This window comes from Sphingomonas sp. BL-S-25, assembly GCF_055521555.1.
In genome coordinates, this window is the sequence record NZ_CM145486.1 from 1,278,031 (window position 1) to 1,300,432 (window position 22,402).

A 22,402-nucleotide genomic window follows, 5' to 3' on the forward strand; every position below is an offset into this window, starting at 1 on the left:
CGCGCGCAGCGGTCAGCCGACCAGCGCGTCGATCGCCTGAGCCATCTGGATATCGCGGATCGACAGGCCGCCGGCGTCATGGGTGGTCAGCAGGATGTCGACCTTGTTCCAGACATTCGACCATTCGGGATGGTGATCGGCCTTCTCCGCCAGCAGCGCGACACGCGTCATGAAGCCGAACGCCTCGACAAAGTCCCTGAAGGCGAAGCTGCGCACGATCGCGTCGCGCGCCGGCTCGTGCCGCCACTCAGGCAGGCTGGCCAGCGATTCGTCGCGCAGTCCGTCGGTCAGTCGCGTCACCATCATCGCCTCCTTGCCCTTGGCCGAGCCCAACGCCTATTCCCGGCAGCATGACCGGACAAGCCCCTGACGCAGCGCTGATCGAGCGCCTCGCCCGCGCGGCGCTGGCGCGCATCCCCGAACCCTTCGCCACCCATCTCGCCGATGTCGTGCTGGTGGTGCAGGAATTTGCCGATGACGAGACGCTCGCCGCGATGGGGATCGAGGACCCGTTCGAACTGACCGGCCTGTATCGCGGCCGGCCGCTCGGCGAGAAATCCTCGTTCGACGTGATCCGCTTTCCCGACGAAATCCACCTCTATCGCCGCCCGATCCTGGAGGAGTGGTGCGAGACCGGCGTCGAGTTCGAGGCGCTGATCAACAATGTCGTGGTGCATGAGGTCGGGCATCATTTCGGCCTGTCCGACGACGATATCCATGCGCTGGAGGACTCCGCCGAGTGAGCCTGCTCGTCTTCCGCGACGTGACCTGCGCGCGCGGGGGACGAATCTTGTTCGAGGGGCTGAGCTTCGCGGTCGAACCCGGCGGCGGCTGCCTGGTGACCGGCGCCAACGGCGCGGGCAAGTCGAGCCTGGTGCGGCTTGCGGCGGGGCTGCTCGATCCCGCGGCCGGGTCGGTCGAGTGCGGCCCGCGCGCGCTGCTGGGCGAACCAAGTGCGCTCGATCCGGAACTGTCGCTGGTGCGGGCGCTGGGGTTCTGGGCGGGGATCGACGGGCAATCCGGGGCGGCGGTCGAGACCGCCTTGATCGCACTCGACCTGGCGCATCTGGCGGAGGTGCCGGTACGGCTGCTGTCGACCGGCCAGCGCCGGCGCGCGGGGCTGGCACGGGTCGCGGCATCGGGCGCGCCGCTGTGGCTGCTCGACGAGCCGGCCAATGGGCTGGACCTGCGGTCGATCGGATTGCTGGAGGCGTTGATCGCGGCGCATCGCGCGAAGGGCGGCGCGGTCGTGGTCGCGACGCACCTGCCGGTGGCGATGCCTGGCGCGAGCGAGGTGGCGCTGTGAGGCGCAGCGGGCTTCGACAAGCTCAGCCCGAACGTGGGTTGGGAATGCACACCCCACCTCCGTTCGCCCTGAGCTTGTCGAAGGGCGCTGCCTGTGCCGCAACCGCTGGTGGCGCTGTGACGCGGCCGGCTTCGACAAGCTCAGCCCGAACGGGGTCTGGGTATGTCCACGAAACTTTCGTTCGCCCTGAGCCTGTCGAAGGGCGCTGCGCCCCGGAATCCGCATCATGAGCGCCGTCGCCGCCATCATCCTGCGCGAATTGCGCCGCAGCTGGACCAGCGGCGGGCTGGTCCTGCCGATCGCCTTCTTCCTGCTGACGGCGATCCTGTTTCCCTTTGCCGTGGGCCCCGATGGCGAGTTGCTCGCGCGGATTGGCGGGGGCGTGATCTGGGCGGCGGCGCTGCTCGCGGCGCTGCTGCCGGTCGAGCGGCTGATCGGGCCCGATGTCGAGAGCGGGATGATCGATCAGTTCATCGCTCGCGGCCTTTCCGATGCGACGGTGGCCGCCGCCAAGATGGCCGGTCACTGGCTGGGGTTCGCGCCCAGCCTGCTGGCCGCGACAGTCATCGCCTCGGCGCTGCTGCGGCTGCCGGGCGAGGCGTTGCTGCGGATCGAGATCGCGCTGGCGATCGGCACCCCCGGCCTCGCGGCGCTGGGGATTGCGACTGCCGCGCTCACCTCGGGTCTGCGCGGTGCAGGCGCACTGGCCGGGCTGGTGATGCTGCCCTTCGCCATCCCCCTGCTGATCTTCGGCGCCGGCGCGGTCGATGGCGAGGTCGGGGCGATCAAGCTGCTGGGCGCGGTCAGCCTGTTGCTGGTCGCAGGATGCCCGTTCGTCGCCGGAGCGGCGATGAAGATGGGGCGCGGCTGAGCGTCAGTCGCGGCGCCACCGCGCAAAGATCGCCGTGGGCAGCTGCAGCCCGCGCGCTTCCTCACGCACGGCGAGTTCGCCCGCCTCGACCACCCCGCCCAGATCGGCAAAATGCTGGCGCACCAGCTCGCCGATCGCCAGCGCCGACATGCGCACGGCATAGACGGTGAGGAACAGGAAGCGCGATTTCTCGTCCAGCAGCTTGCGGCAATCGGCGACGAGCGCGGGCAGTCCCTCCTCGAGCTTCCACACCTCGCCATTCGGACCGCGGCCCCATTTCGGCGGATCGAGGATGATGCCGTCATAGCGGCGTTCGCGGCGCACCTCACGAGCGACGAATTTGGCGGCGTCGTCGATCATCCAGCGGACCGGGCGGTCGGTCATGCCGGACAGCACCGCATTCTCCTTCGCCTCGGCAACCGATTTCTTCGACGCATCGACATGCGTCATGCGCGCGCCTTTGGCCGAAAGCGCCAGCGTGCCGACGCCGGTATAGCCGAACAGGTTCATGCATTCGGCCTCGTCGACCCCGTCGATCTGCCCGCGCATCCAGTCCCATACCGGCGCCATGTCGGGAAAGAATCCCAGGTGGCGGAACGGCGTGTTCTGCGCGGTGAAGCGAACCTCGCGCCAGCTCAGCGGCCAGCCCTCGCGCGGGACCGGCTGGTTGAACACCCAGCGCCCGCCGCCTTCCTCGTCCGATCCCGGCAGGAATTCGCCATGCGCGTCCCAGCGGTCGCTGGCCGGCGCCCACATCGCCTGGGGTTCGGGGCGGATGAAGCGGAAACGACCATAGCGTTCGAGCTTGCGGCCGTGACCGCTGTCGATCAGGCCATAGTCCGCCCAGGGTTCGCCGGTGAGAGTGATCAGGTCCATCACCGCCCCTTAGCGAGGTTGGGCGCGCTCCGCGATATAGGCCGTGATCGCATCGAATTCGGCAGGAAGCGCGTCATAACGCTCCTCACGCTCGAACAGGTCGCCGACCCGCGCCGGCAGGCCGGGTCGGATCCCGGTCGAGCGTTCGACCGCATCGGGGAATTTCGCGGGATGCGCGGTGGCGAGCGTCACGACCGGCGCAGCGCCGGTCTCTGCGCGGCGGGCTGCAGCAAGGCCGATTGCGGTGTGCGGATCCACGACCTGGCCCGATTCGGCGGCCCAGCGCATCGTCTGAGCCATCTCGCCAGCATCGACGCGGTCGCTGACCAGCCAGCGGGCCGCCGCGGTCTGCTGCGCATTGGTCAGCCGCATCGCCCGGGTCGATTCGAACCCGCGCATCTGATCGGCCAGCGCGGCGCCGTCGCGTCCGCCGGCGTCGAACAACAGTCGCTCGAAGTTTGAGCTGACCTGGATGTCCATGCTCGGCGCGGCGGTGGGCGTCACCGTCCCCGCCGAATAGTCGCCGCTGGACAGTGCACGGTGGAGGATGTCGTTGACGTTGGTGGCGACGACCAGCCGCTCGATCGGCAGGCCCATGCGCGCCGCGGCATAGCCGGCGAACACATCGCCGAAATTGCCGGTCGGCACCGCGAAGGCGACCTTGCGATCGGGCGCGCCCAGCCGGACCGCGGCGTAGAAATAATAGACGATCTGGGCCATCAGCCGCGCCCAGTTGATCGAGTTCACCGCCGACAGCGCGAAGCGTCCCGAAAAGGCGGGATCGTTGAACATCGCCTTCACCAGCGCCTGGGCGTCGTCGAAGCTGCCGTCGATCGCGATGTTGTGGACATTGGGTGCCAGGACGGTGGTCATCTGGCGGCGCTGCACGTCGGAGACACGGCCCTGCGGGTGGAGCATGAAGATGTCGACGCCGTGCCGCCCGGCAACCGCGTCGATCGCCGCCGACCCGGTATCGCCCGAGGTGGCGCCGACGATCGTCAGATGCGTGCTGCTGCCCGTCAGGAACTTCTCGAACAACAGGCCGAGCAGCTGGAGCGCGACGTCCTTGAACGCGAGCGTCGGCCCGTGAAACAGTTCGAGCAGCCAGTGGCGCTGATCGAGCTGGACGAGCGGGGTGACCGCGGCATGCGCGAACCGGCCATAGGCCTGGGTGCACAGCGCGCGCAGTTCGTCCTCGCTCAGATCGTCGCCGACGAAGGGCAGCATCACCCGCACCGCGGTCTCGGCATAGGACAGGCCCGCCATCGCCGCGATCTCGTCAGCGCCGAATTGCGGCCAGGCCTCGGGAATATAGAGGCCGCCATCGCTGGCGAGACCGGCAAGGGTCACATCACGAAAGCCGAGCGTCGGTGCGGTGCCGCGGGTGCTGATATAGCGCATGGTGCGCGGACTAGCTGCGCCGCTCGCCAGGGGCAAGAACAGCGCTTCTTTAGGTGCGGTCGTTTCCGGCTTGGCCGTCGCCCTCGTCCTTCTTCTGCTGCCAGCGCAGCGCGAGGACATAGATGACCGCGGCGATCAGCGCGAAGAGGAACCACTGAACCGCATAGGCCAGATGATTGTTCGGCACGCTCGACAGGTCGGGACGCGCGGTGACCGACAGGCCGGGCGCGGCGAGATCGGCGATCAGCATCAGCGAGCGCGGGCGCCGGTCGAACCACTGGCCGATCAGCGACCGGGAATCGGGCGCATGGGTGATGGTGCCGGTAATCGGCCCGCCGCCCCATTGCAGCTTCACCTTCGGATCGGTCGAGATGCCGACATCGACGAGCAGCAACGCGCCCTCGGCACCGGTGCGGCACTGGGCGATCTGGCGCCAGCCGCTCTCGCCCTTGCTGCTGCGGCCGCCCTGGCTCTGCCAGCCGACCACTTCGAGGCACATCGCGCTGGCGTGGCGGAACAGATATTCGTCACCGACGGGTACGCGCGGGAAGGCGATGGTCGGCTTTTCGAAATTCTGGGCATAGACCGCGATCGCGCGCTCCTTTTCGGCGCGGCGATCGAGCTGCCACACGCCGAGCGCGATCATCGCCGCAATGGCGATGGCGACGACGATGGTTGGGATCAGGGGGAAGCGCGGCATCAGCGTTCAACGCGTCCTTCGCGCGCATCGTTGCGATATTCGAGCGCGAGCAGCAGCCCCTTTGCGAAGCGCAGCGCGAACAGGACCATCACCGCAGTCAGCGGGCCCCAGAGCAGGACATGGATCAGGACGCCGGGCTCGAAGGCCAGCTCGACCGTCACCGCCAGGATGGTGATGATCGTGCCGATGCCCAGCGTCAGGAAGACGACGGGGCCGTCACCCACATTGAAGCGGGTGAAATCGAACCCGCATTTACCGCAGGTGTCGGCAAAGCGGATCCAGCCGGAGAACATCCGGCCCTCGCCGCAGCGAGGGCAGACGCCTTTCAGCGCAGCTTCGGCGGGCGCCGGCTCGGTCACCGTGCCCGCCGACACGATCAGTGGACCGGAGCGCCCCAGCCGCCCCAGACATAGATCGAGGCGAACAGGAACAGCCACACGACGTCGACGAAGTGCCAGTACCAGGCTGCCGCTTCGAAGCCGAAATGCTGCTTCGGGGTGAAGTCGCCCTTGTACACGCGGATCAGGTTCACGATCAGGAAGATCGTGCCGACCAGCACGTGGAAGCCGTGGAAGCCGGTCGCCATGAAGAACACGCCGCCATAGGCGCTGCCGCCCTCGCTCGCCGCCTTGAACGGGAACGGTGCGTGCATGTATTCATAGGCCTGGATCATCGAGAAGACGACGCCAAGGATGATCGTCAGCCACAGGCCGGTCTTCACATCGTCGCGGCGATCATGGAGCATCGCATGGTGCGCCCAGGTGATCGTGGTGCCCGAGCAGAGCAGCAGCAGCGTATTGAGCAGCGGCAGCGACCAGGCGTCGATGACGTGCATGCCCTTGGGCGGCCACTGACCGCCGACGGACTCGACCATCGAGGGGAACAGCGAGAAATCGAACCACGCCCAGAACCAGCCGACGAAGAACATCACTTCCGAGGCGATGAACAGGATCATGCCGTAGCGCAGGTGAAGCTGCACGATCGGCGTGTGATCGCCGGCATGCGCTTCCTGGATCACCTTCGACCACCAGCCGAAGAAGGTCAGCGCCAGCAGCGCGACGCCCAAGAAGAACACCAGAGCGGGAACGCTGTTCGTCGCGTCGGCCGGCTGGTGCATCCACATGATGCCGCCGACGGCGAGGACGAAGGCGGACAGCGAGCCGACCAGAGGCCAGATGCTGGGCGGCAGGATGTGATATTGGTGGTTCTTGGCTCCGGCCATGATCGGTCCCTGTTACATGGTGTGGGGCGTGCTTAACCCGGTGTCTTCGCGGAATCCACCGGGTAAAATGTGTAGGAAAGCGTGATCTTCTCGACGTCGCGCGCATCCGGATCGTTCAGGATCGCGGGATCGACATAATAGATCACCGGCATCCGCACCTCTTCGCCGGGCGCCAGCGTCTGTTCGGTGAAGCAGAAACACTGGATCTTGGTGAAATACTTGCCCGCCTGCCCCGGCGACACGTTGAACGTCGCGGTGCCGGTAACCGGCTTGTCGCTGTCGTTGCGGGCGGTGAAGAAGGCCATGTCGCGCGCGCCGACATTGACCCGCTCGGACGCGACCTCGGGCTTGAACTTCCAGGGCAGCTTGGGACTGGTATTGGCGTCGAACGCGACGGTGACCATCTGCCCGGTCGCGCCGGGCGCCTCGGTGCCGCGCTGAGTCGTGCCGTCGAAGCCGGTCACTTCGCAGAACATCCGGTAGAGCGGCACGCTGGCAAAGCCGAGGCCGCCCATGCAGCACACGAAGGTCCCGCCCAGCAGGGCGGTGCGAAGCTTGTGGCTCAGCGTCACTCGATTCCGCCCTGGATACGGACGAAGGCGATGGCGAAGACGAGCAGGACGAACGCGACCAGCAGCCAGGCCATGACCTTGGCGCGCGCCTGCTGACGCGCGCGGATCTGTTCGACCGACATCGGCGCGGGATCGCGATCCTGCGGCGCGCTCATGCCATCCACCGATCGGCGATCACGGCGCCGAACATGAGGAAGAGGTAGAGGATCGAGAATTTGAACAGCCGCTTTTCGGGCTGCATCGTATCGCCTGGCTGCGACTGGCGCAGGCTGACCTGAAGCGCGAGCGCGGCGAAGACCAGGTTCAGCGCGATCGCGGTCCAGCCATACACGTTGCCCACCAGCCCCATCGCCCAGGGCGCAACCGCCGCGGCGATCATCGGCACGGTGTAGATGCCGATCTGGACGCGGGTGACGCGCTCGCCGGCGACGACCGGCAGCATCGGCACGCCGGCATTGGCGTAATCGGTCTTCACGAACAGCGCGAGCGCCCAGAAATGCGGCGGCGTCCACAGGAAGATCAGCGCGAACAGCAGCACCGGGAGCATCGCGACATTGCCGGTCGCCGCGGCCCAGCCGATAAGCGGCGGAAACGCGCCCGCGGCACCGCCGATGACGATGTTCTGCGCAGTGCGGCGCTTCAGCCAGATGGTGTAGATGAACACGTAGAACAGGATCGACACGGTCAGGATGGCCGCCGCCGCCAGGTTCAGCGCGAAGAACATCAGGATGACCGAGAAGGCGGCGAGGCCGACGCCGAAGTGGAGCGCCGACTGGCGGTCCATCCGCCCGGCGGGCAGCGGCCGTCCCTGGGTGCGTTTCATCTTGGCGTCGAGATCGGCCTCATACCACTGGTTCAGCGCACCGGCGGCGCCCGCCCCCAGCGCGATGCACAGGATGGCGGTGAAGCCCAGCACGGGGTGGATCGACCCAGGCGCGGCGATCATGCCGGCCAGCCCGGTGAAGACGACCAGCGTCATCACCCGGGGCTTGGTCAGCGCCAGGAAATCGCGCCAGTCGGCCGGCAGCGGTGTTGCAGTTGCATTCATGGTGGCTGCGGAAGTCATGATGACCGCAGGCTATAGGCCGCCATGTCCGCGCGGGAAAGCATTGATATCGGGACGTGCAGGCACCGGACCGGCTGTCGACACGACCCCGCAAGGCAGCGCGTGCACCCTACAGAAAAAGGGAGGCCGGTTTCCCGACCTCCCCTATTCTTGTCAGTCCCTGTCGGAACCGGTTGGGCTTAGTTGCCCGAACCCGGACCGTAGGTGACTTCCACGCGGCGGTTCTGCAGTTCGCGGACACCGTCGGCGGTGGCAACGCGCGGCTGGCTTTCACCAAACGCTTCGGTGCCGATGACGCCGTTGGGGATGCCACGCGACGACAGGTATGCCTTGACCGAGTCAGCGCGACGCTGGGACAGGCCAACGTTGTAGCTGGCTGCACCCGAACGGTCGGCGTGACCGGCGAGCATGACCGAGGCGTTGCCGCAGCTCTGGTAGTTGCTGATGGCGTTGTCGAGAATGCCAGCGGCTTCCGGCGTGATGTCCGACTTATCCCAGTCGAAGAACACGATGTACGGTCCCGGGGTGCAGACCACGGTCGGGGTCGGCTCGGGGGTCGGCTCCGGCGGAGGCGTCCAAGCCGGCGTCGGGGTCGGCTCGGGCGTCGGCGGCGGCGGCGGGGTCGGGCCACCGAAGTTGAAGGTCAGACCACCCATGATCGAGTGCGTGCGGAGACGACCCTCATAGTTGCGGCCGGTGACGTCCACCAGGTTGAAGTTGTCCGCGTTGAAGAAGCGATACTTCAGCGAGATGTCCACCGAGTCGCTCAGCGGAGCGCGAACGCCGGCAATTGCCTGCCATGCGAACACGGTGTCCGAGTCGTCGAGGAAGTCGCCGCGGGTGTTCAGGCCGAGGTTGCTGCTGACGCGAGCAACGCCCGCACCACCACCAACGAAGCCCTGGATGCCATCGTCTTCACCGAAGTCGAGCATCGCGTTGACCATGAACGACAGGGCCGAGGTCTTGCCGCCGGCATAGTCGTAGTTACCCGCAGGTGCGTTCTGGATGGCGTTGTTGCTGTTGATGAACGGAGTCGTCACGGTCGAACGATATCCGGTCACGAAAGCCTGGCGATAGCCAACCTCGGCTTCGAGGCGGAAGCCACCGAAGTCGTAACCAATGGTGCCACCAACGTCCCAACCGGCGCGATGGTCGACAGTTCCTGCGTCCTGCGCCGAGCCGATGTCGAACGAAATGTCTTCGACCAGCATCGCGCCGCCTTCAACACCCACATACCACGAGTCGTCGCGGGCGAGAGCAGGCGTGCTTAGCGCGGTCGTGGCCAGTGCCAATGTGACGGCAAGCTTCCGCATCATAATCCCCTTTCTGAGTTGTCACTACGGACAGCGCAAACTCACTACCGAAACGAAAGTTTCCACGCAAGCGCACAAATAGGTGTGGTGTTGCGGGAACGACACAGTTTTTCCGCATTTCCAGCCGCTTGTTGGACATCCGTAACGGTTTCTAGGTCCCGCCAAGCGGTTTCGGACTGCACGGGTTTGCGCCTGTTTGCCGCACAGTCTGAAACCTAATTTTTACGCATAACCACGTAACCCGATGAAATCACTAACTTACTTCGTATATTCACGTATCTGAACCGAAATGATCAAGCCGAGATGTGCGGTGAATGGCAGGTCCCCGCCGGTGAAGCGTTTTAGGCTCAAAATGGAATCGATCCCGAGCCCTTGATCGCGATCGCCGAACCCGGGTTCGGGGTGGGGCCTAGTCGACAATTTCGGGATGCGAACTGAAGCAGCCATGCCACAGCTGCGTTTCCGCACTGCAACATGGCAATCCCTCACCAATCGGCAGCGCCCATAGTGCCGCTTTGAAGGTCTGCGAGTCTGCGGCGCGTAGCCGGCGACGTGTCGTCAGGCAGGTTGTCGAGCGGGAACCAGGCGGCCTCGGCGATCTCCAGCGCGTCCGCGCCGCGCATCGAGCGATCTGCCCCCTCCGGCACATGGACGACATAGACGACGACGTGATCGTCCTTATGCTCGCCGCGGGCATGGTAGACGCCGAGCACGCGATCGATCCCGAAATCGGTGATCGCGACTTCTTCGGCCAGTTCCCGTCGCACCGCCGCGACGGCACTCTCGCCCTTCTTCACGCCGCCGCCGGGCAGATACCAGCCGTGCAGATAGGTGTGACGCACCAGCACCACCCGCCCCGCGGCGTCGAGCACAATCGCGCGCACGCCGAAGGTCCGCGGCCGGGTGACGAACCAGAACAGGCGGGCTGCCTTACCCGCGAGGCGATGAGGCCAGGCCATGCGATGTGATAGTCTGCCGCCTTGCGCGATGCCAGCGCATCGCTGGGCAACGGCCTGTCCAGCGACTAGGATCGGACCGTGACCCCATCCCGCCCCTGCGCCCGCGCCGAGCTCCCCACCCCGGCCCTGCTGGTCGATGTTGCGGCGCTGGAGCGCAACATCGCCGCCATGGCCCGCTTCGCCGCCGACCGCGGCCTCGCGCTGCGCCCGCATGCGAAGACCCACAAGTCCGCCGACATCGCCCGCCGCCAGATCGCTGCCGGAGCGCTCGGCATCTGCTGCGCCAAGTTGGCCGAGGCCGAGGCGCTGGCGGCAGAAGGAATCGACGACATTCATCTGACCTCGCCGATCGTGCGACCCGATGCGATCCGCCGATTTTGCTTGTTGAACGATCGTATAACAGTCTCGGCGGTGGTCGATCACCCGGCGGTGGTCGAGGCACTCGCACAGGCGGCCGGCGACGGCGGCAAGGCAATGACGCTGTTCATCGATGTCGACCCAGGCACCCATCGCACCGGTGTCGCCTCCGCCGAAGCAGCGGTGTGGCTGGCCCGCGCCATCGCGGCGGCGCCGGCGCTGCGGCTGGGTGGCGCGCAATTCTATTGCGGGTCGCAGCAGCATATCCCTGGCCATGCCGAGCGTCGCGAGGCGATTGCGCAGCTGACCGCGATGCTCTCCGCCACGCTCGATGCATTGCGCGCCGACGGCCACGCCATCCCCGTCGTGACCGGCGGCGGCACCGGCAGCTTCGCGATCGATGCCGAGCTCGGCGTGCTCACCGAGCTGCAATGCGGGTCCTATATCTTCCTCGACCGCGAATATGAGGATTGCGAGCTGACCGGCGGCGGCGCGCCCGCGTTCGAGCGGGCGCTGTTCGTCGATTCCACCGTGATCAGCGCCAACCATGCCGGCATGGTCACGCTCGACGCGGGGCTGAAGGCGATGGCGACCGACGCCGGGGTGCCGCGACCGCTATGGCCGGATGCCCGCTATCGCTTCATGGGCGACGAGCATGGCGCGCTACTGTCCGACGGCCCGCTCCCCGCACTGGGCGAGCGCGTCGTGCTGCAGCCGCCGCACTGTGATCCGACGGTCAATCTCTACGACCAGTTCCACCTGCTGGAGGGCGACCGCATCGTCGGGCAGTGGACCGTCACCGCGCGCGGACGGAACAGCTAGACAGCGCAACCGCCGCCGCTAGGCTCCCCCACGACAAGCTTTGGGGGAGAGCAGGATGACGTCGCGCCGCGCAGCATTGGGCCTGGCCATGATCGGCCTGGCCGCTCCCTTCCCCGCCGCCGCCCAGCGGCTCGACGCGACGGTTACCCGGACCACGCAGGGCGTCGCGCACATCGTCGCGAAGGACATGGCCGGCCTAGGCTATGGGTCGGGCTATGCCGCTGCGCAGGACAATGGCTGCGTCATCGCCGACATGTTGCTGACCGTCCGCGGCGAGCGGGCGAAGTTCCTCGGCGACGGCAAGGTATCGGTCGGGTTTCGCGACATTTCCAATATCGACAGCGATTTCTACCACCGGGCGATCGCCGACCTGCCCGCGCTTCGCGCGGCGCAGGCGGGCACCAGCGCCGACAATCGCGCGATCACCAATGGCTTCCGGGCCGGCTATAACCGCTATCTTCGCGATCACCGCCAGGCGCTGGCCGAAAGCTGCCGGTCGGCCGACTGGGTGCGCCCGATGAGTGCGGACGATTCGCTGCTGCTGATCAACGCCGCAATGACGCTGATCAGCTCGGCACCGCTGGCCCAGCAGATTGCGGGAGCGGCAGCACCGTCATCCAAGGCGGCGGCGCTCGACGCCGGCTTTCCGGTGCTGGCCGACCGGATCAGCCTGGGCAGCAATGGCTGGGCGTTCGGCGGCGACGTCACCAGCGACGGTCGCGGCCTGCTGATCGGCAATCCGCATTTCCCCTGGTACGGCCCCAACCGCTTCCGCCGGCTGCACCTGACGATCCCCGGCAAGTTCGACGTGATGGGCGGCGGGCTGGTCTTCATGCCGACGGTCGGGATCGGCTTCAACCGGTCGATCGCCTGGACGCATACGGTCACGACCGCCAGCCATTTCACGCTGCACGAGCTGAAGCTCGACCCCGCCGATGCCACCGCCTATCTCGTCGATGGCAAGCCCGAGAAGATGACTCGGCGCGACGTCAGGGTCGAGGTGAAGGGCGCCGCACCCGTCACCCGCACTTTGTGGTCGAGCCGCTATGGCCCGATCGCCGCGATGCCGAGCGTCGGCTTCGGCTGGACCGCGACCACCGCCTATGCGCTGCGCGATGCGAACCAGGCGAATTTTCGGTCTGGCGACGCCTGGCTCGGCATCGCCCGGGCGCGCAACGTCGGCGAGATCCGCGCCGCGGTCGGCCACACGCTGGGCATCCCCTGGGTCAACACCATCGCCGCCGATGCCGATGGCAATGCGCTCTATGCCGATGTGACCGCCGTACCGAACGTGTCGGCGGAGCAGATCACGACCTGCGCCGCACCGTCGGGCAAGTCGCCGCTGGCGCGCGGCGCAGGCATCATCCTGCTCGATGGCGCACGATCGGCCTGCAACTGGGCGGTCGACGCATCGACGCCGGCGCCCGGCCTGATGCCGATGGCGAAGATGGCGGTCGTCGAGCGTCGCGATGCGGTCCAGAATTCGAATGACAGCTACTGGCTGTCGAGTCCGCGGGCGCCGCATCGCGAATTGTCGCCGGTGCTGGGCCCTTGGGGGACACCGCAGAACCTGCGGACCCGCGCCGCGATCGCCGAGATCGAGCGCGCAATTGCGGCGGGCAAGGTCGATCCGGACATCGTCTCGGCAATGGCCTTTTCCAACCGAGTCCCGGCTGCCGACGCGCTGCTCCCCGGGCTGCAGCGGATCTGCCCCACCCGCCCGGCGCTGGCACGCGCCTGCGCCGTGCTCGCGGCATGGGACGGCAGGGTCGATACCGACAGCCGCGGCGCGGCGCTGTTCCTCGCCTTCTGGCAATCCGCCCGCAGCATCCCGAAGCTATGGGCGACGCCGTTCGATCGCGCCAGGCCGGCGACCACCCCGGCCGACCTCGATCTCGACGCGGCCGGGCCTGCACTGCTCGACGCGCTGGAGGCGGGGGAAAAGTCGCTCGAGGGTCTGAACATCGCGATCGACGCGCCGTGGAGCGCCGTCCAATATGTCGAGCGGGGCGGCCAGCGGATCGCGATCCATGGCGGCCCGGGCTGGGCGGGCGTCCTCAACGCGATGGACTCGTCGGTCGCGGACGGACATCTCTCGCCCGCGCACGGCACCAGCTATGTCCAGCTGGTCACCTTCGGCAAGGATGGCCCCGTCGCGCGATCGATGCTGAGCTATTCGCAGTCGAGCGATCCCGCCTCGCCCTATTCGGCGGACGGCACCCGCGCCTATTCGGCGAAGCAATGGCTGACGCTGCCCTTCACCGCGCGCGAAATCGCGGCGGAGCGGATCGGCGCGCCGGTCAGGATTCGCGAATAGGCTGATCCTGCTGCATCAGACGCGCGACGCGGCGCATCAGCTCGTCAATGGCGAAGGGCTTGGTCAGCACCTCCATGCCCGGCTCGATATGGCCGTGGTTCAGCACGGCATTCTCGGCATAGCCGGTGACGAACAGGATGCGCAGCCCCGGCCGCAGCGCGCGCGCGGCATCGGCAACCTGGCGACCGTTCAGCCCGCCAGGCAGGCCGACATCGGTGATGAGCAGATCGATCCGCGCGCCCGACTGGAGCAGCTTCAGCCCCGCCGGCCCGTCCTGCGCCTCGAGACAGGCATAGCCACGATCCGCCAGCGCGTCGGCGACCAGCATCCGCACCGAGGGTTCGTCGTCGATGACCAACACCGTCTCGCCGGCCTCGACCTGCACCGATTCCAGCGCGATGACCGGCGCATCGGCTTCTTCCTCGCCATGGTAGCGGGGCAGATAGATGCAGACCATCGTTCCCTGGCCGACCTCGGAATAGATGCGGACATGGCCATGGCTCTGCCGCGCAAAGCCATAGACCATCGACAGGCCAAGCCCGGTACCCTGCCCCATCGGCTTGGTCGTGAAGAAGGGGTCGAAGACGCGCTCCAGATCCTCCTTGGGAATGCCGATACCGGTGTCGCTGACGCACACCGTTACATATTGGCCGGGATCGAGTCCGAGCGCGTCTGCGGTGGCATGGTCGAGCCAGCGATTGCCGGTCTCGATCGTGATCCGGCCGCCATCGGGCATCGCGTCGCGCGCATTGATGCACAGATTGAGCAGCGCATTTTCGAGCTGATTGTCGTCGACCAGCGCGGGCCAGAGCGCGCTGGCGGCGACCGTCTCGACCATGATGCCGGGACCCGCCGTGCGCTGGAACAGCTCGGTGATGTCACCGAGCAGCCGGTTGATGACGATCGGCCGGGGGGTAAGCGTCTGGCGCCGCGAAAAGGCCAGCAGCCGGTGCGTCAGCGCCGCCGCGCGCCGCGCGGCGCCCTGACCGGCAGCCAGATAGCGTTCGACATCGGCGGTTCGCCCCTGGGCGATGCGCGTGCCGATCATCTCGAACGCGCCGCTGATCCCGGCCAGGATATTGTTGAAGTCGTGCGCCAGGCCGCCGGTCAGCTGGCCGACCGCCTCCATCTTCTGCGCCTGGCGAAGCGCCGATTCGACCTTCTCGCGCTCCGCCAGCGCCTCGGCGATCCGCGCTTCCAGCGTCTCGTTCAGCGTCCGCATCGCCGCCTCGGCGCGCATCCGCTCGGTCACGTCCTTGAACAGCACCGCCACCAGCCGCTCCGACGGGTCGCCGACGCGGAAGGACGAGACTTCCAGATAGCGCCCGGTCGCGACGAGCTCCCGCTGGAAGCGGATCGGCGCGCCGGTGCGCAGCACGCCGCCATAGAGCTCGACCCAGCCATCGGCCTCGTCGGGCACCATCTCGCGCACCTTCTGCCCGACGACATTGGGAATGCCAGCATGCCGCTCATAGGCCGCGTTCGCCTCGACATGAATATAGTCGGACAGGGGACCGTGCGGCCCATCGAGGAACTCGATGATGCAGAACCCCTCGTCCATCGATTCGAACAGCGCCCGATAGCGGCCGTGGCCGGGCTCTGAATCGACTGTCGGGGCAGGACCTTCCGGTGGCGAAACGGCGCTCATCGTTGGGGCAAACTCGAAAGACGGAATGGGGAATTCGCGCCCATAACACCGGAACGGTCCGATTATATCCCGCGCGTCCGCGGGTTATTTCGCCTCCGTATCCAAATCGGACCCAAAATGGGACATCAGGACCGGGACGAGCAGCAAGGTCAGCAGCGTTGCCGACACCAGCCCGCCGATCACCACCGTCGCCAGCGGTTTCTGGACCTCGGCACCGGCGCCGTGCCCCAGCGCCATCGGCAGGAAGCCGAGCGACGCGACCAGCGCGGTCATGACCACCGGGCGCAAGCGCTGAAGCGCCCCTTCGCGTGCCGCTTCGATCCGGCTCCTGCCCTCGGCGCGCAGCCGCTGGATCGCAGTCACCATTACCAGCCCGTTCAGCACCGCCACGCCCGATAGCGCGATGAACCCGGCGGCGGCCGAGATCGAGAAAGGCATGCCGCGCAGCCACAGTGCCACCACCCCGCCGACCAGCGCGAGCGGAACGCCCGTGAAGACGATCGCCGCCTCGCGCACGCTGCCCAGTGCGCCGAAGAGCAGCAGCAGGATGATCGCCAAACAGGCGGGCACCACCAGCATCAGCCGTTCGCGCGCGGAGGCGAGGTTCTCGAACTGCCCGCCCCATTGCAGATGGACGCCGGTCGGTAGCCGCACCTCACGGGCAATGCGTGCCTCGGCATCCGCGACCAGGCCGGCAATGTCGCGGCCGCGGACATTGGCCTGCACCACCAGCCGGCGCTGGCCATTCTCGCGGCTGATCTGGTTCGGCCCTTCGGTCACCGCGATCGCCGCAACGGTTGAGAGCGGCACGAAGCTGCCCGAAGGTGTCGGCACCGGCACCTGGGCCAGCGCATCGGGATCGGCGCGCGAAGCCTCGTCGAGCCGGATCGTCACCGAGAAGCGCCGGTCGCCCTCGAAGATCAGCCCGGCGTCGCGGCCGCCCACCGCGGCGGCGACCGTGTCCTGCACGGTGCGCGCGGCGATGCCCAGCCGCGCCATCGCGTCGCGGTCCGGCCGAATATCGAGCATCGGCAGGCCCGATGCCTGCTCGACCCGCACGTCCGCCGCACCGGGCGTGTCGCGCAGGATCGCGGCGATCCTGCCCGCAGTGCCCGTCATCGCCGCGGGATCGTCGCCGAAGACCTTCACCGCGATATCGCCGCGCACCCCGGCGATCAGCTCGTTGAAGCGCATCTGGATCGGCTGGCTGATCTCGAACGCCTGGCCGGGCAGCCCGGTGAGTGCGCGCTCGACACGCTCGACCAGCTTGGCCTTGGCCAGACCGGGGTCGGGCCACTCCGCCCGCGGCTTCATCACCACGAACGTGTCGGAGATGTTGGGCGGCATCGGGTCGGACGCCAGTTCGGCGGTGCCGGTCTTGGAAAAGACGAACCGCACCTCGGGCAAGGCCGAGAGCCTGCGCTCGACCTGCGCCTGCATCTTCTGGCTCTGTTCGATCGAAGTGCCGGGAACCCGCAGCAACTGGACGGTCAGATCGCCCTCGTCGAGTTGCGGCAGGAACTCCTGACCGAGCGTCGTGAATAGCAAGGCCGCCGCAGCCATGCCCGCCACGCCGCCGCCGATCGCCAGGCGCGGACGTTCCAGTGCGCGGTCCAGCCCGGGCGCATAGCCGCGCTTGAGCCAGCGGACGATGCGCCCTTCCTTCTCCTCGACCGGTCCCGTCAGCCAGGCAGCGATCGCCGCCGGCACGAAGCTGATCGACAGCAGGAATGCGGCGGCGAGCGCGAGGATCACCGTCAGCGCCATCGGCGCGAAAGTCTTGCCCTCGACCCCGCCCAGCAGCAGCAGCGGGACATAGACGAGGATGATGATCGCCTGGCCATAGACCGACGGGCGAACCATCTCGCGCGCGGCGGCGGCGATCGTATCCAGCCGCTCCTCTCGCGTCAGCGGCGCGCCGCTTTCATGCTGACGCTCGCCGATGCGTCGCAGCGCATTCTCGACGATGATCACCGCCCCATCGACGATCAGGCCGAAGTCCAGCGCGCCCAGACTCATCAGATTGGCCGATACGCCCGCCTGCAACATGCCGAAACCGGCCAGCATCATCGTGATCGGGATGACCAGCGCAGCGATCACCGCGGCGCGGAAGTTGCCGAGCAGCGCGAACAGCACGACGATCACCAGCAGCGCGCCTTCGCTCAGGTTACGCGTGACGGTAGCGATCGTCGCATTGACCAGCGCGGTACGGTCCAGCACCGGCTCGACAATGATGTCGGGAGGCAGCGAGGCATTGATCTCGTCGAGCCGCCGCGCAACGCCCGAGGCGACTTCGCGGCTATTCTCGCCGATGCGCATGATCGCGGTGCCGACCACGACCTCGGTTCCGTTCTCCGACGCGGAGCCGGTGCGCAAGGCCTGGCCCAGCCGCACCTGCGCGACCGTCTCCAGCAGGATCGGCACCCCGTCGCGCGTCGCGATCGGGGTCCTGGCCAGATCGGCGATCCCCGTCAGCCGCGCGTCGGACCGCACCTCCAGCCCCTCGCCATTGCGGTTGACCGTTCCGGCACCGATCGCGCCGTTGCCCGCCTCGATCGCACGGGCGAGATCGTCGAGCCCGATGCGCAGGGCCGCAAGCCGCTGGACATCGGGAACGACCAGATACTGCTTCTCATAGCCGCCGATCGAATCCACCCCGGCGAGACCGTCGACGTTGCGCAGCAGCGGTGCGACGATCCAGTCCTGCGCGGTGCGCAGATAGGTCGCGCGGTCGGCCTCGGTCTGGAGATGGTCGCCATCGGGGGTGACATAGCTGCCGTCGGGCTGCAGCCCTGGCTCGCCCGGGGCATGCCGGTCGCCCGGGCGGTGCGCCATGCGCACGGTCCACATGAAGACCTCGCCAAGCCCGGTCGCGATCGGACCCAGTTCGGGCTCGGTCCCTTCCGGAAGCGCCTGTTCGACCGCGCGCAGCCTCTCCAGCACCTGGGCACGCGCGAAATAGATGTCGGTCGAATCGTCGAAGACCGCGGTGACCTGGGCGAAGCCGTTTCGGCTGAGCGACCGGGTGTGATCCAGCCCGGGCGTGCCGGCCAGCGCGGTCTCGATCGGATAGGCGACCTGTTTCTCGACCAGTTCGGGTGACAGGCCGGTGGCCCGCACATTCACCTGGACCTGGTTGTTGGTGATGTCGGGAACCGCATCGATCGGCAGCCGCAGCAGCGCGGCGGCGCCGATCGCAGCGGCGATCAGGGTCAGCAGCAGCACCAGCCAGCGCCGCTCGACCGACAGGGTGACGATCCGTCCGATCATGGCTCAATGATCCCCATGATCGGCGTCGCCCTTGCCGAGTTCGGCCTTGAGGGTGAAGCTGTTGGTTGCCGCGACCTGATCGCTGCCGGTCAGGCCGGAGAGGATGGTGATGCGGGGACCATCGCGCCTGCCCAGCGTGACGGGGACGCCCCGGAACCCGGTCGACGTGCGGACGAACAGCATCGGCCGGTTGCCGATCGTCTGGACCGCCTCCGCCGGGACGGAGAGCGCATCGCCCGGCGCGCCTGTGGCTTCCGCGCGAATTTCCGCCTGCACCGGTTCGCCGACGCGCCAGCGCCCGTCGCGATTGTCGAGATCGGCGATCACCCGCACCAGCCGGGTCTCGGGATCGAGAACCGGCGAGACGAACCGGATCCGCGCCTGCCCCTCCCGCCCCGCAGCGCGAACCGCCAGCGTCATGCCCGGGCGGACCCGGCCGGCATCGGCGGGTGGCAGCGACAGGGTGACGCTGATCCGGGCGAGATTGGCGACGCGAAACAGTTCGGCATCGGCGGCGACGGTATCGCCCAGAATCGCGCTCCGGCCGATCACCTGACCGCCGATCGGCGCCGCGATCACGATGCGGTTGAGCCCGCCGCGACGCAGACCCGATGCCGCCACCTGCTGGCGCGCCATGTTCAGGCTCACCTCGGCCTCGCGTGCTGCCGCGCGGGAGGTCTGGACCTCGCGCTCGGGCCGGTGGCCCTTGGCGAACAGCGCTTCGTCGCGGTTGAGATTGGCGCGGGCGAGTTCGGCGCGGGCTGCCGCGCGTTCGACCTCGGCGTTGAGCGCGGCGGCCTCGCGGCTCTCGATCACTGCCAAGGTCTCGCCGCGGCGGACGGGGTCGCCCAAATTGCGGGTCAGCGACACGACCCGTCCGCCGATCGCCGCCGAGACGATCTGGGTCGCCTGCGGATCGCCCTCGAGGATTGCCGGTGCGGCGATGGTGCCCCCGCCCGATCCGCGCTCGGGCCGGACGAGCGTGATTCCGGCGGCGGCGATCTGATCGGCGCTCAGCGCGATCTCGCCTTCTTCCGCATGCGGTTCGGCTTCGGTCTTGTTCTGGTTGGCGGGCGCAGCGCCCTTACCGCAGCCGCCAAGCGGCAGCAGCAGAAGCGCGGGCGCAAGCCAACGCGGCCAGGCGGCGCAACGCGCCGCGATAGTGACGGTCATTTGAAATGCTCCTGATGATGATCATCGGCGCCGCGCGAGGGCGGCGGCGGACATCGTCAGGCGATCGGGGGCCTCAGCATCCGGGCGGCAAGCTGCTGGTCGAGCAGGCGAACCGGGGCCATGCCGGGGGCGGCGGGCAGCGGACTCAAGCCGGACTGGCGGGCAAAGGCGAACTGCGCGCCCAGATCATGGCCATGACAGCCATGCCCACCATGCGGCACGCCGTGATCGACTCCGGTCTGAGGCTCGCCGGGCGCGGGTCGTTCGACATCGGCATCGGCCGGCGCCGAATGGTCATGCTCGTCATCGGCATGAAGCCAGTTGCGCGCGACGCCGTGCCCCGAAGTCTCGGCGGCGTGGATCACCGACCCGTTCACGAGACCCGCGAGCAGGAAGAGCGATGCAAACAGGGCGAACAGCCGGCGCACCCGGCCCCCTTAGCCGATCGGGCGCCCGTGAAAAAGGGCCGCCCGAGCGGAGCGGCCCTTCCTCGCGTGGTCCGTCCCGAGACGGCGCGTGTTGTCACGGCGCAAGTCCGGGACCCTGGCGCAACGTCCTTCCTGCGATCGGGGTCCCGAGCCTGTGAAGAATCTCGCGGCGCTTGGATCAGGCCAGCGCTGAAACCGCCTTTGCCCATGCTTCCGCCTCACCCGCGCGATCGATCCGCGCCTCCACCGGTGCGGCAATGCCGTCGGCAATCTCGACCTGCGCGTCGTAGAGGAAGGTGGCATTGCCCTCGATCGTGACGATCCCTTCCGCGCTTGCCGTCCCGCGGACCAGTCCGCCCTTGTTGAAGACCGTCGTGGTCGATCCGAACGGCACCCGGTCGGTCAGACCGGCGGCATAGACCGACGAGGCCATCGCACTGCCGCAGCTGTTGGTCAGGCCGACGCCGCGTTCGAAGGTTCGGACGTAGAGATCCGCCCCGCGCTGCTCGACGAACGACACGTTCGCCCTACCCGGGATCAGCGGCGGCGCGGCTTCGCACCATTCGCCGAGCGCAACCAGTTCGTCTTCGTCTACCCGATCGACAAAGGTCACGAGGTGAGGGTTCGGCATCGCGACCGCCACGAAACTGCGCGCGCTGGGCAGGCCGGACAGCGGCCCGGTAAGGCCGACATCGGCAAGATCGGTCGAGGCGGGGCCGACGCGGGTGCGGATCGTCGCGACACCCGGCGAAAGATCGGCAACGCGGGTCACATCGGCGCTGCTGGTCTTCAGCCGGACGCGCGCGGTGTCGAGCCCCAGTGCCTCGAACCCGGCCCGGGCGACGCAGCGCAGGCCGTTGAGGCAGGTCTCCGCCTCCGAGCCGTCCGAATTGAACATGCGCATGCCAAAGTCATGCTCGCCATCGCCCGCGGTCAGCAGCAGGAGGCCGTCACCGCCGACCGTGCTGGCACGATCGGCCAGCGCGCGCGCGACGACCGCCCAGTCCGCATCGCTAAGCGACAGGGCGCGGGCGTCGATCAGGGGAAAGTCGTTCCCCGATCCGTGGCATTTGACAAAGGCGAAGCGCATGGCCGCCCCTTAGGACCGCCATGCGTCATCGGCAATCCGCTCAGGCGGCGGCGCTGTCCATGACCGGTCCGCCCATCGCGGCGACCGCTGCCTTGTCCTTGGCGATGATCGCGGCGAAGCTGGGCCGGGCATGGATCGCCTCGACCCAGGCCGCGGTCTTCGGCCAGCGTGCAGGATCGACCCGGCAGTCGACACAGCCAAGCGTGGCGAACGGGCTGGCGACGGCGATATCGGCAAGCGTCAGCCGGTCCTCGACGAGGAAGCCGCTCTGGGGGATTACGCCTTCCAGATAGTCGAGGATCGGCGGAAGGACCGCGGTTTCGGCGTTGTTGGCGGCGGCGTGGTCGGGCTGGCCCTTCATGACACGCGGGATCACGAACCGGTTGCCGAAGATCGCGCTGCCCGCCGCCATCACGATCGTATCGGCCAGCTCGTCATACCAGATGGTGCGCGCCCGCGCCTCGGGGGCGTCGGGGATCAGATGGGGATCCGGATATTTCGCATCGAGATAGGTGACGATCGCGCTGGAATCGGAAATCGCGAAGTCGCCGTCGACAAAGCCCGGCATCTTGCCGAACGGACTGGCCGCAGCGAATTCCGGCCCGCCCCGGCCCATGCCGGCCATTCTGAGCTCCATATCGAGCCCCTTTTCCGCGCCGACCACCATCACCTTGCGCACATAGGGCGACAGGGTGGAACCGAAGACGATCATGGCCAAAGTCCTCTCCAACAGATCCGATGCGGCATCGTAACAGATAGGTTGCATCGGACAACTGGATAAAAGGCGACAAGCGTCGCCCGGCATGCCAGACCCCGGGATGTGCCATCCCTCCTGCTCCTCGCCCTGGTTGCGCTCGCCGCCTTTGCCTATGTTCAGCATCGCCGCCTGAGTGCGCTGAGGGACGAGGTCGATGATCAGGCCCACCGCCTGGCAGCGATAGAGCGCCGATCGGCCGAACCTGCCCGCCCCGCCGTAGAGGCACTGGCCCCTGCTCCCGTCGCCCGGCAATC

Annotated in this window: 22 protein-coding genes; 5 read left to right on the forward strand and 17 right to left on the reverse strand. The window is 67.7% G+C overall.

Annotated elements, in window-relative coordinates; genetic code table 11:
* Positions 1-12 precede the first annotated feature (12 nt).
* Positions 13-306 carry a 4a-hydroxytetrahydrobiopterin dehydratase gene (locus tag ACZ1H8_RS06335; protein WP_428835685.1) on the reverse strand — a complete coding sequence of 98 codons (294 nt, stop codon included), beginning with the start codon at positions 304-306 and terminating at the stop codon, positions 13-15.
* A gap of 44 nt (positions 307-350) precedes the next feature.
* Here ACZ1H8_RS06335 and ACZ1H8_RS06340 point away from each other — a divergent pair, with 44 nt between their 5' ends.
* The 3 genes from ACZ1H8_RS06340 to ACZ1H8_RS06350 all read left to right on the forward strand — a co-directional run bounded on the left by ACZ1H8_RS06340 (position 351) and on the right by ACZ1H8_RS06350 (position 2,177).
* Positions 351-743: a metallopeptidase family protein gene (locus ACZ1H8_RS06340; RefSeq protein WP_465180502.1), complete on the forward strand. Its 393-nt coding sequence runs from the start codon at positions 351-353 to the stop codon at positions 741-743.
* Positions 740-1,306, forward strand: coding sequence for a heme ABC exporter ATP-binding protein CcmA (gene ccmA / locus ACZ1H8_RS06345; protein ID WP_465180503.1), 567 nt, complete (start codon positions 740-742; stop codon positions 1,304-1,306). The genes ACZ1H8_RS06340 and ccmA overlap by 4 nt, the downstream gene beginning before the upstream one ends.
* 226 nt (positions 1,307-1,532) lie before the next feature.
* The gene (locus ACZ1H8_RS06350; RefSeq protein WP_465180504.1) at positions 1,533-2,177 is read left to right on the forward strand and encodes a heme exporter protein CcmB; all 645 of its coding nucleotides are present in this window, start codon (positions 1,533-1,535) and stop codon (positions 2,175-2,177) included.
* 3 nt (positions 2,178-2,180) lie between these two features.
* Here the strand turns inward: ACZ1H8_RS06350 and ACZ1H8_RS06355 are convergent, their stop codons facing one another.
* The 10 genes from ACZ1H8_RS06355 to ACZ1H8_RS06400 form a co-directional block, all read right to left on the reverse strand.
* Entirely contained in the window at positions 2,181-3,053 is an 873-nt protein-coding gene (locus tag ACZ1H8_RS06355) for an RsmD family RNA methyltransferase (RefSeq protein ID WP_465180505.1), read from the reverse strand.
* A gap of 9 nt (positions 3,054-3,062) precedes the next feature.
* Positions 3,063-4,454 carry a threonine synthase gene (gene thrC, locus ACZ1H8_RS06360; protein ID WP_465180506.1) on the reverse strand — a complete coding sequence of 464 codons (1,392 nt, stop codon included), beginning with the start codon at positions 4,452-4,454 and terminating at the stop codon, positions 3,063-3,065.
* A 49-nt stretch (positions 4,455-4,503) separates the two neighbouring features.
* A complete protein-coding gene (locus tag ACZ1H8_RS06365) occupies positions 4,504-5,154 on the reverse strand; it encodes an SURF1 family protein (RefSeq protein ID WP_465180507.1) in 651 nt (216 codons plus the stop codon).
* Positions 5,154-5,528, reverse strand: a complete 375-nt coding sequence (locus ACZ1H8_RS06370; protein WP_465180508.1) for a DUF983 domain-containing protein — start codon at positions 5,526-5,528, stop codon at positions 5,154-5,156. Before ACZ1H8_RS06370 ends, ACZ1H8_RS06365 begins: the two co-directional genes overlap by 1 nt.
* Positions 5,529-5,530: 2 nt before the next feature.
* The gene (locus tag ACZ1H8_RS06375; RefSeq protein WP_465180509.1) at positions 5,531-6,376 is read right to left on the reverse strand and encodes a cytochrome c oxidase subunit 3; all 846 of its coding nucleotides are present in this window, start codon (positions 6,374-6,376) and stop codon (positions 5,531-5,533) included.
* 32 nt (positions 6,377-6,408) lie between these two features.
* Positions 6,409-6,891, reverse strand: a complete 483-nt coding sequence (locus ACZ1H8_RS06380; protein ID WP_465181353.1) for a cytochrome c oxidase assembly protein — start codon at positions 6,889-6,891, stop codon at positions 6,409-6,411.
* Positions 6,892-6,944: 53 nt separating this feature from the next.
* Complete coding sequence (locus tag ACZ1H8_RS06385; RefSeq protein ID WP_465180510.1) at positions 6,945-7,103, reverse strand: hypothetical protein; 159 nt, start codon at positions 7,101-7,103, stop codon at positions 6,945-6,947.
* Positions 7,100-7,996, reverse strand: coding sequence for a heme o synthase (locus ACZ1H8_RS06390; RefSeq protein WP_465180511.1), 897 nt, complete (start codon positions 7,994-7,996; stop codon positions 7,100-7,102). Before ACZ1H8_RS06390 ends, ACZ1H8_RS06385 begins: the two co-directional genes overlap by 4 nt.
* Positions 7,997-8,193: 197 nt before the next feature.
* Entirely contained in the window at positions 8,194-9,327 is a 1,134-nt protein-coding gene (locus ACZ1H8_RS06395; protein WP_465181354.1) for an OmpA family protein, read from the reverse strand.
* 485 nt (positions 9,328-9,812) lie between these two features.
* A complete protein-coding gene (locus ACZ1H8_RS06400; RefSeq protein ID WP_465180512.1) occupies positions 9,813-10,286 on the reverse strand; it encodes an NUDIX domain-containing protein in 474 nt (157 codons plus the stop codon).
* Positions 10,287-10,364: 78 nt separating this feature from the next.
* On the opposite strand from ACZ1H8_RS06400, the gene ACZ1H8_RS06405 reads away from it, so the two are divergent.
* Both ACZ1H8_RS06405 and ACZ1H8_RS06410 read left to right on the forward strand, forming a co-directional pair.
* Positions 10,365-11,465, forward strand: coding sequence for a DSD1 family PLP-dependent enzyme (locus tag ACZ1H8_RS06405; protein ID WP_465180513.1), 1,101 nt, complete (start codon positions 10,365-10,367; stop codon positions 11,463-11,465).
* Between the two features lie 55 nt (positions 11,466-11,520).
* Positions 11,521-13,782, forward strand: a complete 2,262-nt coding sequence (locus tag ACZ1H8_RS06410; protein ID WP_465180514.1) for a penicillin acylase family protein — start codon at positions 11,521-11,523, stop codon at positions 13,780-13,782.
* Here the strand turns inward: ACZ1H8_RS06410 and ACZ1H8_RS06415 are convergent.
* From ACZ1H8_RS06415 to ACZ1H8_RS06440, 6 genes are all read right to left on the reverse strand, one after another.
* The gene (locus ACZ1H8_RS06415) at positions 13,766-15,343 is read right to left on the reverse strand and encodes an ATP-binding protein (RefSeq protein ID WP_465181355.1); all 1,578 of its coding nucleotides are present in this window, start codon (positions 15,341-15,343) and stop codon (positions 13,766-13,768) included. The genes ACZ1H8_RS06410 and ACZ1H8_RS06415 overlap by 17 nt on opposite strands.
* 171 nt (positions 15,344-15,514) lie before the next feature.
* The gene (locus ACZ1H8_RS06420) at positions 15,515-18,700 is read right to left on the reverse strand and encodes an efflux RND transporter permease subunit (protein ID WP_465180515.1); all 3,186 of its coding nucleotides are present in this window, start codon (positions 18,698-18,700) and stop codon (positions 15,515-15,517) included.
* Between the two features lie 3 nt (positions 18,701-18,703).
* Complete coding sequence (locus ACZ1H8_RS06425) at positions 18,704-19,873, reverse strand: efflux RND transporter periplasmic adaptor subunit (protein ID WP_465180516.1); 1,170 nt, start codon at positions 19,871-19,873, stop codon at positions 18,704-18,706.
* A 56-nt stretch (positions 19,874-19,929) separates the two neighbouring features.
* Positions 19,930-20,301, reverse strand: a complete 372-nt coding sequence (locus tag ACZ1H8_RS06430) for a hypothetical protein (protein ID WP_465180517.1) — start codon at positions 20,299-20,301, stop codon at positions 19,930-19,932.
* A 178-nt stretch (positions 20,302-20,479) separates the two neighbouring features.
* Positions 20,480-21,391: a diaminopimelate epimerase gene (gene dapF / locus ACZ1H8_RS06435; protein WP_465180518.1), complete on the reverse strand. Its 912-nt coding sequence runs from the start codon at positions 21,389-21,391 to the stop codon at positions 20,480-20,482.
* Positions 21,392-21,431: 40 nt separating this feature from the next.
* Positions 21,432-22,103: a glutathione S-transferase family protein gene (locus ACZ1H8_RS06440; protein WP_465180519.1), complete on the reverse strand. Its 672-nt coding sequence runs from the start codon at positions 22,101-22,103 to the stop codon at positions 21,432-21,434.
* Between the last annotated feature and the right edge of the window lie 299 nt (positions 22,104-22,402).

What these genes read in the sequence shown, in the direction of transcription:
- ACZ1H8_RS06415 (WP_465181355.1), bottom strand. Translation starts at nt 15,343, where the DNA reads ATGGACGAGGGGTTCTGCATCATCGAGTTCCTCGATGGGCCGCACGGT.
- ACZ1H8_RS06355 (WP_465180505.1), bottom strand. Translation starts at nt 3,053, where the DNA reads ATGGACCTGATCACTCTCACCGGCGAACCCTGGGCGGACTATGGCCTG.
- ACZ1H8_RS06400 (WP_465180512.1), bottom strand. Translation starts at nt 10,286, where the DNA reads ATGGCCTGGCCTCATCGCCTCGCGGGTAAGGCAGCCCGCCTGTTCTGG.
- ACZ1H8_RS06385 (WP_465180510.1), bottom strand. Translation starts at nt 7,103, where the DNA reads ATGAGCGCGCCGCAGGATCGCGATCCCGCGCCGATGTCGGTCGAACAG.
- dapF (WP_465180518.1), bottom strand. Translation starts at nt 21,391, where the DNA reads ATGCGCTTCGCCTTTGTCAAATGCCACGGATCGGGGAACGACTTTCCC.
- ACZ1H8_RS06395 (WP_465181354.1), bottom strand. Translation starts at nt 9,327, where the DNA reads ATGCGGAAGCTTGCCGTCACATTGGCACTGGCCACGACCGCGCTAAGC.
- ACZ1H8_RS06340 (WP_465180502.1), top strand. Translation starts at nt 351, where the DNA reads ATGACCGGACAAGCCCCTGACGCAGCGCTGATCGAGCGCCTCGCCCGC.
- thrC (WP_465180506.1), bottom strand. Translation starts at nt 4,454, where the DNA reads ATGCGCTATATCAGCACCCGCGGCACCGCACCGACGCTCGGCTTTCGT.
- ACZ1H8_RS06350 (WP_465180504.1), top strand. Translation starts at nt 1,533, where the DNA reads ATGAGCGCCGTCGCCGCCATCATCCTGCGCGAATTGCGCCGCAGCTGG.
- ACZ1H8_RS06335 (WP_428835685.1), bottom strand. Translation starts at nt 306, where the DNA reads ATGATGGTGACGCGACTGACCGACGGACTGCGCGACGAATCGCTGGCC.
- ACZ1H8_RS06365 (WP_465180507.1), bottom strand. Translation starts at nt 5,154, where the DNA reads ATGCCGCGCTTCCCCCTGATCCCAACCATCGTCGTCGCCATCGCCATT.
- ACZ1H8_RS06410 (WP_465180514.1), top strand. Translation starts at nt 11,521, where the DNA reads ATGACGTCGCGCCGCGCAGCATTGGGCCTGGCCATGATCGGCCTGGCC.
- ACZ1H8_RS06440 (WP_465180519.1), bottom strand. Translation starts at nt 22,103, where the DNA reads ATGATCGTCTTCGGTTCCACCCTGTCGCCCTATGTGCGCAAGGTGATG.
- ACZ1H8_RS06380 (WP_465181353.1), bottom strand. Translation starts at nt 6,891, where the DNA reads ATGGGCGGCCTCGGCTTTGCCAGCGTGCCGCTCTACCGGATGTTCTGC.
- ACZ1H8_RS06375 (WP_465180509.1), bottom strand. Translation starts at nt 6,376, where the DNA reads ATGGCCGGAGCCAAGAACCACCAATATCACATCCTGCCGCCCAGCATC.
- ACZ1H8_RS06425 (WP_465180516.1), bottom strand. Translation starts at nt 19,873, where the DNA reads ATGACCGTCACTATCGCGGCGCGTTGCGCCGCCTGGCCGCGTTGGCTT.
- ACZ1H8_RS06390 (WP_465180511.1), bottom strand. Translation starts at nt 7,996, where the DNA reads ATGAATGCAACTGCAACACCGCTGCCGGCCGACTGGCGCGATTTCCTG.
- ACZ1H8_RS06420 (WP_465180515.1), bottom strand. Translation starts at nt 18,700, where the DNA reads ATGATCGGACGGATCGTCACCCTGTCGGTCGAGCGGCGCTGGCTGGTG.